This is a genomic window from Mesorhizobium sp. M1338, assembly GCF_040318045.1.
Classification (GTDB): Bacteria; Pseudomonadota; Alphaproteobacteria; order Rhizobiales; family Rhizobiaceae; genus Mesorhizobium.
This window is the reverse complement of sequence record NZ_JAMYLL010000025.1, coordinates 50,724-65,060: the sequence shown is the minus strand read 5'-3', so window position 1 is coordinate 65,060 and position 14,337 is coordinate 50,724. Positions and strand designations below refer to the sequence as shown.

Annotated in this window: 11 protein-coding genes and 1 pseudogene; 7 read left to right on the top strand and 5 right to left on the bottom strand. The window is 62.3% G+C overall.

Annotation, left to right across the window (positions count from 1 at the left end):
* Both NKH19_RS20970 and NKH19_RS20965 read right to left on the bottom strand, forming a co-directional pair.
* Positions 1–1,553: pseudogene (locus NKH19_RS20970) on the bottom strand (acetolactate synthase large subunit).
* A gap of 106 nt (positions 1,554–1,659) precedes the next feature.
* Positions 1,660–2,466: an alpha/beta hydrolase gene (locus NKH19_RS20965; RefSeq protein ID WP_352870734.1), complete on the bottom strand. Its 807-nt coding sequence runs from the start codon at positions 2,464–2,466 to the stop codon at positions 1,660–1,662.
* 409 nt (positions 2,467–2,875) lie between these two features.
* On the opposite strand from NKH19_RS20965, the gene NKH19_RS20960 reads away from it, so the two are divergent.
* From NKH19_RS20960 to NKH19_RS20950, 3 genes are read left to right on the top strand one after another with little or no spacing between them, the layout of a single operon-like run.
* On the top strand, positions 2,876–4,825 hold the full coding sequence (locus NKH19_RS20960; RefSeq protein WP_352870733.1) for a PrkA family serine protein kinase: 1,950 nt from the start codon (positions 2,876–2,878) through the stop codon (positions 4,823–4,825).
* An 18-nt stretch (positions 4,826–4,843) separates the two neighbouring features.
* Positions 4,844–6,151 carry a YeaH/YhbH family protein gene (locus NKH19_RS20955; protein WP_352870732.1) on the top strand — a complete coding sequence of 436 codons (1,308 nt, stop codon included), beginning with the start codon at positions 4,844–4,846 and terminating at the stop codon, positions 6,149–6,151.
* Positions 6,152–6,160: 9 nt separating this feature from the next.
* Entirely contained in the window at positions 6,161–7,705 is a 1,545-nt protein-coding gene (locus NKH19_RS20950) for a SpoVR family protein (RefSeq protein WP_352870731.1), read from the top strand.
* 116 nt (positions 7,706–7,821) lie between these two features.
* Here NKH19_RS20950 and NKH19_RS20945 read toward each other — a convergent pair whose 3' ends face one another.
* The 3 genes from NKH19_RS20945 to NKH19_RS20935 are packed head-to-tail and all read right to left on the bottom strand — an operon-like array spanning position 7,822 to position 10,465.
* Positions 7,822–8,718 carry an HlyC/CorC family transporter gene (locus tag NKH19_RS20945; RefSeq protein ID WP_352870730.1) on the bottom strand — a complete coding sequence of 299 codons (897 nt, stop codon included), beginning with the start codon at positions 8,716–8,718 and terminating at the stop codon, positions 7,822–7,824.
* Positions 8,715–9,857: a 3-dehydroquinate synthase gene (gene aroB / locus NKH19_RS20940; protein ID WP_352870729.1), complete on the bottom strand. Its 1,143-nt coding sequence runs from the start codon at positions 9,855–9,857 to the stop codon at positions 8,715–8,717. The genes NKH19_RS20945 and aroB overlap by 4 nt, the downstream gene beginning before the upstream one ends.
* A complete protein-coding gene (locus NKH19_RS20935) occupies positions 9,854–10,465 on the bottom strand; it encodes a shikimate kinase (RefSeq protein WP_352870728.1) in 612 nt (203 codons plus the stop codon). The genes aroB and NKH19_RS20935 overlap by 4 nt, the downstream gene beginning before the upstream one ends.
* A 210-nt stretch (positions 10,466–10,675) precedes the next feature.
* Between NKH19_RS20935 and NKH19_RS20930 the strand changes: the two genes are divergently transcribed.
* The 4 genes from NKH19_RS20930 (at position 10,676) to NKH19_RS20915 (ending at position 14,329) form a co-directional block, all read left to right on the top strand.
* The gene (locus NKH19_RS20930; protein WP_183454671.1) at positions 10,676–10,828 is read left to right on the top strand and encodes a histidine kinase; all 153 of its coding nucleotides are present in this window, start codon (positions 10,676–10,678) and stop codon (positions 10,826–10,828) included.
* A 17-nt stretch (positions 10,829–10,845) separates the two neighbouring features.
* The gene (locus tag NKH19_RS20925; RefSeq protein ID WP_352870727.1) at positions 10,846–11,763 is read left to right on the top strand and encodes a site-specific tyrosine recombinase XerD; all 918 of its coding nucleotides are present in this window, start codon (positions 10,846–10,848) and stop codon (positions 11,761–11,763) included.
* Between the two features lie 99 nt (positions 11,764–11,862).
* Entirely contained in the window at positions 11,863–12,813 is a 951-nt protein-coding gene (locus NKH19_RS20920) for an acetyl-CoA carboxylase carboxyltransferase subunit alpha (protein ID WP_352870726.1), read from the top strand.
* A 217-nt stretch (positions 12,814–13,030) separates the two neighbouring features.
* On the top strand, positions 13,031–14,329 hold the full coding sequence (locus NKH19_RS20915) for a L,D-transpeptidase family protein (protein ID WP_352870725.1): 1,299 nt from the start codon (positions 13,031–13,033) through the stop codon (positions 14,327–14,329).
* The last annotated feature ends 8 nt before the right edge of the window (positions 14,330–14,337 follow it).

Below are 14,337 nucleotides of genomic sequence, written 5' to 3'. Positions count from 1 at the left end.
TCAGAGCACCGCTTCGATGAGGAACGGCCCGCGCCGCGACAGGGCACTGTCCAGCAGTGCGTCGAACCGCTCGCACGTATCGGCGCGGGCCGCCTCCACGCCCATGCCTTTGGCCAGCGAGATCCAGTCCAGCGAGGGATGGTCGAGGTCCAGCATGCGCCTGGCGTTCTCGCCGATCGTCTCGACCCCGACATTCTTCATCTCGCCATGCAGGATCGCATAGGTCCGGTTGGAAAACACGATCGTCACCACGTCGAGATTCTCCCTGGCCTGGGTCCACAGCCCCTGCACGGTGTACATGCCGCTGCCATCGGCCTCGAGATTGATCACCTTGCGGTCCGGACAGGCGATCGCCGCCCCGGTCGCCATCGGGATGCCCCCGCCGATCGATCCGCCTGTGCCCATCATGTAGTCGTGCGGCGCGGCAAAGGCCGATAGCGCGAAGAAACGCCGCGCCGAGGTAACCGCTTCATCGCAGACGATCGCATCGGCCGGCAGTTTGCGCGCCACCGACAATGCGATGGCATCTTCCGTCAGCCTCCGCTCGGCGGTGTCTCGTCGGGAAAGGCGGTCGCGAACGCCTGTTGTTGCGCCGGCTTTATGCCGAGTTCGTCGCGCAGCGCCTCCAGCGCCGCATTCAGATCGCTGCCATGGCCGGCCAGCGTCAGCACCTGGCACCCCTCACGGACAAGCCGCCCGGGCTTTCCCGGATAGGCGAAGAAGGCAACCGGCTCCTTCGCGCCGACCAGCACTAGAACATCGATATCCCTGAGCACCGCCGTCGCCGCATCCACCGGATAGGGGATGCGGGTCGGCGCGACTCGCCCGCGCCCGCGTTGCATGCGGGCGATCAGGACGTCGCTGAACAGACGGACATCGCTGCCTGTCGAAATCCGCCCCGCAATGGCAAGCCCATCGGCTCGTGCGGCCTTCCCGCGAACGACCATGCCAACGCGACCCGGAGCGGCACGGATCGCTGCCGCGACCATGCGCACGGCGTCCATGTCGACGGCGGGCGGCGGCGCCAGCCTTACCTTACCGACCGAAGCCGCACCGACTTCACCCCAGGCCGCATCGGCCGGCAGGATCAGCGTCGTCACGCCGGGAGGCGTCAGCGATGCGCGCAAGGCCGCCTCGGTCGCCGGCGCGACATCGTCCGGGCCACCGATGCGGCGCACCCAGTTCGACATCGGCGCCGCGAGGCTCTCTATATCGCTGGTCAGTGGCGCATCGAGCGGCAGATGGTAGGAGGCATGGTCGCCGACAATGTTGATCATCGGGCTGAGCGCGCGCCGCGCATTGTGCATGTTGGCGAGACCATTGGCCAAGCCGGGACCGGTATGCAGCAGCGTCGCGGCCGGGCGATCGGTCATCCGCGCATAGCCATCGGCGGCCCCCGTCACCACGCCCTCGAACAGGCCGAGGACGCAACGCATCCGCGGTTTGCGGTCAAGCGCTGCAACGAAATGCATTTCTGACGTGCCGGGGTTGGCGAAGCAGACCCTCACATCATTGGCCAGAAGCACGTCACACAGGACATCGGCGCCGTTCATGCAATTCTCTCCCGATCAAAGAGGGCACTTGCACCCGGGGGCGCCCGCACGGCAATATCCCGCCAGTGCTTTTGGTCTGATCCAGCAGCTAACGCACGAGCCTCGATCAGCCGACCGTCGATTTCAGGAATGCCAGCGCGGCAGCGGTCAGCGCATCGCCGTCGTCGCCGAAATCGCGATTGATCGACATGTGCGTATAGGCGCTGCCGTCGAACAGCGTAACCCTGGTGCCGGTGGCGCGCAGGCGCTTGGCAAAGGCCTTGGAGGCCTCGCCACGGCCAGGCGCCCGCGAATAGGTGATGAAGGTCGGCGGATGCTTGCGGCCGTCGACATAGCTGATGGGTGACAGTGCGGCCCATTGCGCGGGGTCGGAAAAGACCCGCGCATAGGCCCGCACCATGCCGCCATTCTTGGCAAGCGCTGCAAGGTCGTAGGCTCTTGTATCGACGAGAAGCAGGGCAGCGACGCCAGGCAACCCACCGCGCATGCCAGTCAGCGCAATCAGTTGGCAGCCGGCCGAATGGCCCATGCCGACAATGCGATTAGGGTCGCCGCCATGCCGGGCGATGTTGGCCCTGATATAGCCGTAGGCCTTTTCGACGTCGCCGGCCTGGGTTGCGACATCAGCCTCAGGCAACATCCGGTAATCGATGGAGACGAAGCAGAAGCCATTGGCCAGCAGGAAGGCCGGCTTGGCGTTGACTTGGCTTCGCTTTCCAGACTGCCAGGTGCCGCCATGAACGAAAAACACGACCGGCAGTGCGGTTGCACCTGCGGGGGCATAGATGTCGAGTTTCGCCGGCCCGTAGTCGACGGTTTTTGGCGCCGGTTGGCGCAGCCGCCACGCGGCCGATGCTCCCAACGGCAGCATCGCCGCCACGGAAGCCAGAATGAGGCTTCGCCGATCGATCATCGTGGTCTCCGACCGTGTCGGCCAAGAGTGCCCCCGAGCGCCGCGAGCGTCCAGTTAAGGATGGCAATATCCAAAGATCTGGTTCGGCGATCGATCATCGATCCGAACCGCGATCGACCTGCTTCATCGAACCCGCATCGGGCGGCAGCTCTCACCGCGTCAAATGCACCGCGCTCGCGGTTCAGATCACGAAATCAATATTTGTCCTCGATGGCTTCATCTGGCCATCACCGCCCTAAGTTGTTGGATACGCATTCCAATCACATGGGGTGCCGTCCCGGGTTTCGACGCGAGGTCTCCGAGTTTCGATGCCAAGTGCATCATCTGAAGGGAACCACAATGCACTCCCGGTAGTTGAATAGATTGAGGAGCCATCCGGCGGCCAGAACGGCTTTGAGGGCAGAATATCATGCGTGAGAATCAGTCCGACGTCTTCGATCTGTTTTCGGAGATTTATGCGAACGCGGCCCAGGAAGAAATCAGCCTCCAGCAGTACCTTCTTGCCTGCCGAGAGGACAAATCGATGTATGCCTCGGCGCCTGAACGGATGGTCGAGGCAATCGGCGAGCCGAACTTGGTCGACACCAGCAAGGACGAGCGACTAGGCCGCATTTTCTCAAACCGCACCGTCAAGATCTATCCCTCCTTCTCCGACTTCTATGGAATGGAGGATACGATCGAGCGCATCGCCGGATATTTCCGCTATGCCTCCCAGGGCCTCGAGGAGCGCAAGCAGATCCTCTACCTTCTCGGCCCTGTCGGCGGCGGCAAATCCTCTCTGGCCGAGCGGCTGAAGAGACTGATGGAGGAACGCCCGATCTACACGCTGAAGGTCGGTAACCAGATCAGCCCGGTTTTCGAATCGCCGCTTGGCCTCTTCCATCCCGATCGCATGGGCGACCTGCTGCAGGATAAATACGGCATAGCCCGACGCCGGCTGAACGGGCTTATCTCGCCATGGGCGGCCAAGCGCCTCGACGAACTGTCCGGTGACATTTCCAAGTTCAGCGTGGTCAAGCTGATGCCTTCGCGATTGCGCCAGATCGGCATCGCCAAGACCGAGCCCGGCGATGAGAACAATCAGGACGTCTCGGCCCTGGTCGGCAAGGTCGACATCCGGCAATTGGAAAATTTCAGCCAGTCCGATCCGGACGCCTATTCCTATAGCGGCGGACTGAACCGGACCACCCAGGGCCTGCTTGAATTCGTGGAAATGTTCAAGGCGCCCATCAAGGTCCTGCATCCGCTGCTGACCGCGACCCAGGAGGGCAGCTACAACGGCACCGAAAATTTCGGCGCCTTTCCCTACCAGGGGATCATCGTGGCCCATTCCAACGAATCGGAATGGCAGCAGTTCAAGAACAACAAAAACAATGAGGCCTTTCTCGATCGCATCCTCGTGGTCAAGGTGCCCTATTGTCTGCGGATCACCGAAGAGAGGCAGATTTACGAAAAGCTGCTGCGGGAGAGCGAATTGGCCGCCAGCCCCTGCGCCCCCGAAGTGCTGGACATTCTCAGCCGCTTCACCGTCTCGACCCGCCTGGCCGAGCATGACAATTCGCCACTCTACACCAAGATGCGCGCCTATGACGGCGAGAACCTGAAGGACGTCGACCCTAAGGCGAAGTCGGTTCAGGAATATCGCGACGCCGCCGGCGTCGCCGAAGGCATGACCGGCGTCAGCACACGCTTCGCCTTCAAGATTCTGTCGCAGACATTCAACTACGATACGAAGGAGGTGGCTGCCGATCCCGTGCATCTCATGTACATCCTGGAAGAGGCGATCAAGCGCGAGCAGTTTCCAAAGGAGACGGAAGCGGCCTATCTCGAGTTCATCAAGTCGGAGCTGGCAACGCGCTATGCCGAGTTCATCGGCCACGAAATCCAGAAGGCCTATCTGGAATCATACAGCGAGTATGGCCAGAACCTCTTCGACCGTTACATCGCCTATGCCGATGCCTGGATCGAGGATCAGGACTACAAGGATCCCGATACCGGCCAAGTTCTCAATCGCGAGATATTGGACAAGGAATTGTCGCAGGTCGAAAAACCGGCCGGCATCGCCAATCCCAAGGACTTCCGCAACGAGGTGGTGAAGTTCACATTGCGCGCGCGCGCAAGAAACCACGACCGCAACCCGGCGTGGACAAGTTACGAAAAGCTGCGGGAAGTCATCGAGAAGCGCATGTTCGGCCAGGTCGAGGACCTCCTGCCGGTGATCAGCTTCGGCTCCAAGCAGGATAGCGTCACGGAAAAGCGGCACAATGAGTTCGTGCAGCGGATGGTCGAGCGTGGCTACACCCAGCGGCAGGTGCGTCGCCTTGTGGACTGGTACATGCGGGTGAACAGGGCGGGTTGAAAGAGCCCGGATGGTTCCATGCCGATCTTCATCGACCGTCGCCTGAATCCGAAAGACAAGAGCCTCGGCAATCGCCAGCGCTTTCTCAGGCGTGCGCGCGAGGAGCTGAAGCGGAGCATACGCGATCAGATCCGCACCGGCAGCATCGCCGACGCCGATGCCGAGCACGCTGTGCCCATGCCCGAAAGTGGCACGGGCGAGCCAAGCTTCAACAACGCCCGCAACAGCGGCAGGCGCCAGCACATCCTGCCGGGCAACAGGCATTTCTCCCCTGGAGACCTGATCCCCAAGCCCGGCGGCGGCGCGGGAGCGTCGTCCCCGGGGAACACGGCGTCTGAAGACGACTTTCGTTTCGTGCTGTCACGTGAAGAGGTGCTCGATCTTTTTTTCGAGGATCTCGAACTCCCAGATATGGTCAAGCTCAACCTCAAGGAGATCCTTGCCTTCAAGCCGCGCCGGGCTGGCTTCGCCGCCACCGGTTCACCGACCAACATCAATGTTGTGCGCACGATGCGCAACAGCCACGGCCGCCGCATTGCGCTGAGGCGTCCTAAGCAGGAGGATTTGGACGCGATCCTTCAGGAAATCGCCACGCTTGAGTTGGTGCCGTCCAGCCCAGCGGCGCGCCAGCGCATTGCGGCGTTGCGCGAAGAACTTGACCGGCTGGAGCGGCGGCGCAGACGAATTGCCTATGTCGATCCGGTCGACATCCGCTTCAACCGCTTCGATCCCCGACCTGTGCCGAACGCCAATGCCGTCATGTTTTGTCTGATGGATGTGTCCGGCTCGATGGGTGAGCGCGAAAAGGATCTGGCCAAGCGCTTCTTCGTACTGCTGCACCTGTTCTTGAAACGGCGCTACGACCGCATCGAGATCGTCTTCATCCGCCACACGCATCTGGCCCAGGAGGTCGATGAGGAAACATTTTTCTACAACACGCAAAGCGGCGGCACTGTCGTTTCCACCGCGCTGGAGGAAATGCACCGCATTATTGGCGAACGTTACCCCGCCCACGAATGGAACATCTACGCCGCCCAGGCCTCGGACGGCGACAATTTTGGCGGCGATTCCGAGCGATGCATGGCATTGCTCAACGGCAAGCTCATGCGGTTGTGCCAGTATTTTGCCTATGTCGAGATCATCGACGAGCGGGAAGCCCATATCTTCGGCACGACCGAAAACGGGACATCGCTATGGCGTGCCTATAGCGAAATCGACCTGAGATGGCCGAACTTCCAGATGAGCCGCATTGCCACGCCCGCCGATATCTACCCGGTTTTTCGCCAACTCTTCGGCAGACAGCCGGCTTCCCTCAAGAGGGCATGAGGGGGTCCGATGGCCAGACAAGCCAGTAAATCCAGCCTGCTTTTTTCAGGGTCCGACTGGGATTTCAAGACATTGTCGCGGACCTATGACGCGATCGAGGCAATCGCGGTCGAAGAGCTTCATCTCGAAACCTACCCCGTGCAGATGGAGATCATCTCCTCCCAGCAGATGCTCGACGCCTATTCATCGGTCGGCATGCCACTGATGTACCGTCACTGGTCTTTCGGCAAACATTTCCTCCACCAGGACCTGCTTTATCGCAAAGGCGGGCGAGGCCTTGCCTATGAACTGGTCATCAATTCCAATCCTTGCATCGTCTATCTGATGGAGGAAAACACCATGGCCCTGCAGGCCTTGGTGACGGCCCATGCTGCGCTCGGGCACAACCATTTCTTCAAGAACAATCAGTTGTTCAAGCAGTGGACGGACGCCGGGGCGATCCTCGGCTACCTGGACTTCGCAAAGGGCTACATTGTCCGTTGCGAGGAGCGGCACGGCCTCGCCGCCGTCGAGACTATTCTTGATTCCGCCCACGCGCTGATGGCGCAGGGCGTATTCCGCTATCACCGGCCGCCGAAGCTGTCGTCGGAGCGGCAGCGTGAAGGGCTTCGCGAGCGCCTCGAATACGAAGAACACTCCTATAATGATTTGTGGCGCACGCTGCCGCCGTCGCGGCAAACGGCCAACGACAAGGGACACGACGAGCCGGAGCGGAAGAAATCGCTCAACCTGCCCGAGGAAAACCTGCTTTATTTCCTGGAAAAGAACAGCCTGGTCCTGGAGCCTTGGCAGCGTGAGGTGATCAGGATCGTTCGTGTCATAGCACAATATTTTTATCCTCAACGGCAAACACAGGTGATGAACGAGGGCTGCGCCACTTTCGTTCACTATACGCTGATGAACATGCTGTTCGATCGCGGCCAGATCAGCGAAGGTGCCATGCTCGAAATCCTGCGGAACCATTCCAACGTGGTCTTCCAGCCGGCATACGACGATCCGCGCTTTTCCGGCATCAACCCCTACGCTCTCGGCCTCGATATGATGCAGGACATTAAGCGCATCTCGACCGAGCCGACGGCGGAAGACCGGGAATGGTTTCCCGACATCGCCGGCCACGGCGACTGGCTCGAGATCCTGCTCGATGCCTGGGCGGACCACCGCGATGAGTCCTTCATCCGCCAGTATCTCAGTCCGACCTTGATCCGGAAATGGCGGTTCTTTGTGCTCGGTGACGTTGCCGACCAACCGCATTGCCGGGTCGCCTCGATCCATAACGAACGCGGCTATGCCAAGATCCGCGCCGCGCTTGCCCACAGCTACGAGATCGGCGCGAACCAACCGGACATCCAGGTGGTGGACGTCGATCTGCTCGGCGACCGGCATTTGAGACTGCGGCACAAGGTCAATGACGGCATCCTTCTCGAGGATGCCAGCCGCGATGCCACGCTTCGTCACATCCGCAGGCTTTGGGGTTATGAGGTCAGCTTGGCGGCCGTCGACGCTGAGACGGGCGCGGCTATCCACGAACGCTCGACGAGCCAGATCGCGGAATGAGGCTCCATAGCTGCGCTGGTTTTCATGGCGCTAAAAAGTGCGCGGTGGTCCTGCGCGACATGCATTGAACAGGGGCTTGAAGCGCGTCGCCTGTCTTCGTTTCAATGGGATGCGTTTTAAGCGTCGCCGGCTGGCCTGATCCTCAGCCTGGCAATCCGGTTCTTATCGCGCTTCATGACGGTGAAGCGCTTGCCGTGGAACGTGAAAGCCTGCTTCTCCTCGGGGATCGACTGCGTCTCGTGGATGACGAGCCCGGCAATGGTGGTCGCCTCCTCATCCGGCAGGTTCCAGTCGAGCGCCCGGTTCAGGTCGCGGATCGGCACGGTCCCGTCGACGACGACGGAGCCGTCGGCCTCCTGCTTGACCCCCTGGATGTCGACATCATGCTCGTCCGCGATCTCGCCGACGATCTCCTCGATAATGTCCTCCAGCGTCACCAGCCCTTCGACCTCGCCATATTCGTCGACGACGACGGCGAAATGCGCCTTGCGACGCAGGAAGGCGTTGAGCTGTTCCTGCAATGTCGTGGTGTCGGGCACGAACCACGGTTTCGAGGCGATCTTCATCACGTCGATCCTGGAGAAGTCGTTGCCGACTTCGTTCAAGGCACGCAGCAGATCCTTGGCGTGCAGCACGCCGACGATGTTGTCGAGCGAGCCCTTCCACAGCGGCATGCGGGTGTGCGGACTCTGCAAGATCTCGCGCACCACCGCCTCCGGCGCATTGTCGGCATTGACGGAGCGCATGTTGGTGCGGTGGACCATGATGTCGGAGACTTCGAGCTCGGCGAGATCGAACAGGCCGCCGACGCGATCGCGATCCTCGCGCACCACCTGGCCGTCGCGACGGAAATCGTCGACCGCGCCGCGCAATTCGTCCTGGGTCGAGCGCTGCGGCTCGATGCGCGACAGCTCATAACCAAAAGCGGCAAGCAGGCGCGTGCGCACGGCAACGACCAGCAGGATGAGGATGGCAAGGACAGCGACGACGATCCAGCCGGTCTCGTTGTTCATTTCAGCCGGCTTTCCTGCTGGCTGGGATGGTTTTCTTTCAGGAACGACAGCACTTCCGACGCTGGAACATCCTTGGCGATGAAGGCCTGGCCGATACCGCGCGTCAGAATGAACGTCAGCGCACCGCGCGACACCTTCTTGTCCTGGGTGATGAAGGCAAGAAGTGCCTCGGCATCCGGCAAATCGCCTGGGATATCGGCCATGCGCCAGGGCAGGCCGACGGCGCGCAGATGCGCCTCGACGCGCGCCGCGTCGTCGGGACTGGCCAGGTTCAGCCGCGACGAGAACCGATGTGCCAGCGCCATGCCGATGGCAACGCCCTCGCCATGGACGAGGCGGGTTCCGTCATACTGGGTGGCGGCTTCCAGTGCGTGGCCGAACGTGTGGCCGAGATTGAGCAGCGCGCGGTCGCCGGTCTCGAACTCGTCGCGCGCAACCACGTCGGCCTTGGCGCGGCAGGCTTCGGCAATAGCCTGCGCCCTCTCCGGTCCGCCGGCAAAAACCTGCACCCAGTTCTCTTCCAGCCAGGTGAAAAATTCCGGCCGGTCGATGAGCCCGTATTTGGCGAGCTCGGCATAGCCGGCGCGGAATTCGCGGATCGGCAGCGTGTCGAGCACTCCGGTGTCGGCCAGCACCAGCTTCGGCTGATGGAAGACGCCGACAAGGTTCTTGCCGCGCGCGCTGTTGATGCCGGTCTTGCCGCCGACCGAGGAATCGACCTGTGCCAGCAGTGAGGTCGGGATCTGCACGAAATTCATGCCGCGCCGCACGATTCCGGCGGCAAAGCCGGCGAGATCGCCGATAACGCCGCCGCCGAAGGCGATGACGATGTCGCCGCGTTCCAGTTTCGCAGCCAGCACGCCGTCGACCACCTCTTCGAGATGGGCAAAGCTCTTGGTCTTCTCGCCGGGCGGCAGCGTGATGACGGCTGGTTGGATGCCGCTCGTTTCGAGGCCGGCCTTCAGCGCATCGAGATGCGCTGCCGCGACATTGGCGTCGGTGATCACAGCGGCGCGCGTACCCGGCAGGCGGCGCGCAATCTCGGCACCGGCGCGCGACAGCAGCCCCGAGCCGATCAGGATGTCGTAGGTCCGGTCGCCAAGGCCCACTTCGACAACAACGGGTTCATCGACGCTCACGATCGCACCTCGCCTGTCGCGGCAGTCTCATCGATGCCGAAATGCCGGCGCAGCGCGTCCACCACCTCGGTCGCGATGACCTCCTTGCGGTCGTCGCGGGTCGGCACGGTGACGTCAGATGTCGCGTAGACCGGATAGCGCTCGCTCACCAGCCGCTCCAGCACGGCGCGAGGATCGGCACTTTTCAACAGCGGCCGGTTCTGCTTCTTGGAGACGCGGTCCATCAAAAGATCGAGTTCGGCCTTCAGCCAAACCGACACGCCTTGCGCGGCGATAGCCTCGCGCGTCTGCGCGTTCATGAAGGCGCCGCCGCCCGTCGACAGCACTTGCGGGCCGTTTTCCAGCACGCGCAGGATGACGCGCTGCTCCAGCGCTCTGAACTCGGTCTCGCCATAGCGCTCGAACAGTTCCGGAACGGTCATGCGCGAGACGCTTTCGATCTCCTGGTCGCTGTCGATGAAGGGCAGCGCCAGCATCGTCGCCACCTTGCGGCCGATCGCCGTCTTGCCGGCGCCCATCAGCCCGACAAAGACGATGGAACGGCCGCCCAGCCGGCCAAGCAGCGCGGCGTGGGTCTCGTCTGGGGGATTTGCTGGCAGCGCGTTCATCGAATGCTTCGAGGGCCCTCTTTGCCGGCGTATCGACATGAAAAGCCCGTTTGCGTCAAGCGTGGCAAGCACCTTGAGCCCGATATGGGCTGGCTGGGTCCGCATCGGAAGTTGCTAACAGGCCTCAGCTTCTTCCTTGAATTGGGCGGATTGGCGTCCCATAAGGGCACAGGGTTTGGAAACGCAGAACAAGAAGACGGGCGAAAATTGATGCCGACACTGTTTCGCTTTGTCGTGATAACAGCGATTCTAGCTGGCATTGCCTATGGTACGATGTTCGCGCTGGTGATGTTCGTGGAGCCCAAGAAGGGGGAAATGAGCGTGCGCATCCCCGCGGAAAAGCTGAACCCCAAGAAAAGTTGAATGACAAGAAAAGCTGAATGAACAGCGCCGCCCGCATCGAAGCCTTTCTGGAAATGATGAGCGCCGAGCGGGGTGCGGCCGAAAACACGCTTTCCTCCTACCGCCGTGACCTCGAAGACGCCTCGAGCGAGATCGATGGCGGGCTCGCCGGCGCGGCGGCCGCCGACATCCGCGCCTATCTCGATGACATCGCCGCGCGCGGCTTTGCCGCCACGTCGCAGGCGCGCAAGCTGTCGGCGATCCGCCAGTTCTTCAAATTCCTCTACGCCGAAGGCCTGCGCGGCGATGACCCGACGGGCACGCTGGACAGCCCGAAAAAAGGCCGCCCGCTGCCCAAGACGATGAGCGAGGCCGACACCGGCCGGCTGATCGACCGCGCGGCACTTGAGGCCGGCGGTTTAGGGCTCGGCAACAGTGAGTGGCTGGCGGCACTGCGCCTGCATGCGCTGGTCGAGGTGCTTTATGCCACCGGCCTGCGTGTTTCCGAGTTGGTCGGCCTGCCGGTGACGGTGGCACAGCGCGACGACCGCTTCTTCATGGTGCGCGGCAAGGGTGACAAGGAGCGCATGGTGCCGCTCTCGGTCAAGGCGCGCACGGCAATGAAGACCTGGCTTGCCGCCCGTGCCAAGGTTCCAGCCTTCGCCGACAGTCCATTCCTGTTCCCGGCCGCATCCGACAGCGGCTATCTCTCGCGCCAGGTCTTCGCCCGCGACCTGAAAGGGCTGGCAGCGAGGGCCGGCATCGCCTCGGCGAAAATCTCGCCGCACGTACTGCGCCATGCTTTCGCCAGCCATCTCCTGCAGAACGGCGCCGATCTCAGGGCCGTGCAGCAGTTGCTCGGCCATGCCGACATATCGACGACACAGATTTATACCCATGTGCTGGAAGAGCGGCTGGTGCGGTTGGTCAACGATCATCATCCGCTTGCCGACTAGGCCTCATATCGCTATGTGAGGACGACGTTTCACCGCCCGGAGCCTTGGATATAAGGGTTCCGTCAGCCATTGCCTTCCGATGTATCGGTCCGCCCACGCATGTATAATTACCTCGATTTCGAAAAGCCGGTGCAGGACCTCGAGGGCAAGATCCTCGAGCTGAAGAAGCTCGCCGAGAATGGCGAGGCGGTCGATGTCGGCGACGAGATCAGCCGTCTCGAGAAGCGCTCCCGCGACGCGCTGCGCGACGCCTACAAGGCGCTGACGCCATGGCAGAAGGTGCAGGTCGCGCGCCATCCCGACAGGCCGCATTGCGTCGACTACATCAAGGGCCTGTTCAACGATTTCACGCCGCTGGCCGGCGACCGCAATTTCGGCGAGGACCAGGCGATCGTCGGCGGCTTCGCCCGCTTCCGCGGCGAGCCTGTTGCCATCATCGGCCAGGAAAAGGGTTCCGACACGACCAGCCGCCTGAAACACAATTTCGGCTCGGTGCGGCCGGAAGGCTACCGCAAGGCGGTGCGGCTGATGGAACTCGCCGACCGGTTCAACATCCCGCTACTGACACTGGTCGACACCGCCGGCGCCTACCCCGGCGTCGGCGCCGAGGAGCGCGGCCAGGCGGAAGCCATCGCCCGTTCGACCTCCACATGCCTTAGGCTCAGGGTGCCGTCGATCTCGGTTGTCATCGGCGAGGGCGGTTCGGGCGGCGCCATCGCCATCGCCACCGCCAACCGCGTCTACATGCTCGAACACTCCATCTATTCGGTGATTTCGCCGGAGGGTGCGGCCTCGATCCTGTGGCGCGACACGACGCGATCCAAGGACGCGGCGACGAACATGAAGATCACCGCCCAGGATCTTCTTGAGCTGAAGATTATCGACGCCATCATTCCCGAGCCGCTCGGCGGCGCGCATCGTGGCGCCGAAACCGTGATCGCCGCGACCGGCGACCTCATCGCCCGGACGATGAAGGAATTTGCCGGAGCCAACACCGATTTTCGCGAGCAGCGCCGCGAGAAATACCTGGCAATGGGCCGCAGCCTCTGACCACAGGCAACCTTGCCCGCCACAATTGTGGCGGCGAGGAGCATTTTTGCCACAAAAATGCCGCTGCATTCGGCTCAATGAGACTGCCGCAGGGGGACGCGTCGGCACTTGCGGTAAGGAATTTGTTAGGGTTAACGGGCTTAGGGTCCGTCCACGTTCAGTGCAGTAGCCGGGTATGAATTGCCCTCGCGCCAGAGAAAAGACGATATCCGCAGCCATGTTTGTCAAGCTTGCCCGCACCGGAATCCTGATCGCCGCCCTCGGCGTTGCCGGGTGTAACAATTCGTCGATGAAGGATTTTGCCCCGGAGGCCAACAAGCCGCTGCCCGACAAGATCCTCGCCGACATGAGGGCCAAGGGCATGGTTCGCACCTCGTCGGTGATGGCCCGCATCTTCAAGGAAGAAGGCAAGCTCGAAATCTGGAAGGCCAAGACCAACGGCCGCTACGACATGGTGGCCAGCTACGACATCTGCAAATGGTCGGGCAAGCTCGGGCCGAAATACACCGAAGGCGACCGCCAGGCGCCGGAAGGCTTCTACACGGTGCGCCCGGCGCAGATGAACCCGCGCTCGAACTACCATCTGTCGTTCAACATCGGCTATCCCAACGCCTACGATCGCGCCAATGGCCGCACCGGCTCCAATTTGATGGTGCACGGCGCCTGTTCGTCGTCGGGCTGCTATTCGATGACCGACGCGCAGATCGAACAGATCTACGCCTTCGGCCGCGACGCCTTCCAGGGCGGCCAGACCGAATTCCAGATCCAGGCGTTTCCGTTCCGCATGACCGCCGCCAACATGGCACGCTACCGCAACGATCCGAATTACGAATTCTGGAAGATGCTGAAGGTCGGCTACGACAATTTCGAGATCACCAAGGTGCCGCCGAAGGTCGATGTCTGCGAGAAGCGCTACGTCTTCAACCAGGTTGCCGCCGACGGCCAGACATTCGATCCGACCGGTGCCTGCCCGGCGACGACGCAGCCTGATTCGCTGAAAAGCGCCTACAACTCCTACATGAGCACCTACGACGCGGCGTTCAGCGGCGCGGTCAAGGCCAGCGTGCCGGCGCCCAAGCCGACCATCGCCGGCATCAAGGAAGCCAGCATCGTCTCCGACTGGTCCAAGCGCAGGGCGCGCGGCGAACGCGTGCCGATCGACCCGCCGTCGCTCAACAACGACGGCTCGGTCACCGAAACGGCGCGCATGGGCCGTATCGATTCGCCGGCCGGCCGCAAGATGGCCGCCCTCGACGCCGAACGAGCCGCCAAGCAGAAGGCCGAGGAGCGGAGGCTGGCTGCGATAGAGGCGGCCAAGCAAGCCAAGGAAGCCGCCAAGGCTCAGGCTCTGGCTGAAAAGGAGGCCGAGAAGGCCGCCAAGGAAGCCCCTGTCGCCACCGCGACCATCGCGACCCCTACCGAAGCCGCGCCAGTGGCTGAAACGCAAGCGGCGAGTGCCGACGAGAGCCGGGTGACGAAGCTGAAGAACAAGTTGCTCGGCATGTTTGGCGGTTGATCTCACCC

Coding starts and splice junctions, on each gene's coding strand:
- NKH19_RS20930 (WP_183454671.1), top strand. CDS start 10,676: ATGCCGACACTGTTTCGCTTTGTCGTGATAACAGCGATTCTAGCTGGC.
- NKH19_RS20915 (WP_352870725.1), top strand. CDS start 13,031: ATGTTTGTCAAGCTTGCCCGCACCGGAATCCTGATCGCCGCCCTCGGC.
- NKH19_RS20935 (WP_352870728.1), bottom strand. CDS start 10,465: ATGAACGCGCTGCCAGCAAATCCCCCAGACGAGACCCACGCCGCGCTG.
- NKH19_RS20955 (WP_352870732.1), top strand. CDS start 4,844: ATGCCGATCTTCATCGACCGTCGCCTGAATCCGAAAGACAAGAGCCTC.
- NKH19_RS20965 (WP_352870734.1), bottom strand. CDS start 2,466: ATGATCGATCGGCGAAGCCTCATTCTGGCTTCCGTGGCGGCGATGCTG.
- NKH19_RS20960 (WP_352870733.1), top strand. CDS start 2,876: ATGCGTGAGAATCAGTCCGACGTCTTCGATCTGTTTTCGGAGATTTAT.
- NKH19_RS20925 (WP_352870727.1), top strand. CDS start 10,846: ATGAACAGCGCCGCCCGCATCGAAGCCTTTCTGGAAATGATGAGCGCC.
- NKH19_RS20920 (WP_352870726.1), top strand. CDS start 11,863: ATGTATAATTACCTCGATTTCGAAAAGCCGGTGCAGGACCTCGAGGGC.
- NKH19_RS20950 (WP_352870731.1), top strand. CDS start 6,161: ATGGCCAGACAAGCCAGTAAATCCAGCCTGCTTTTTTCAGGGTCCGAC.
- NKH19_RS20945 (WP_352870730.1), bottom strand. CDS start 8,718: ATGAACAACGAGACCGGCTGGATCGTCGTCGCTGTCCTTGCCATCCTC.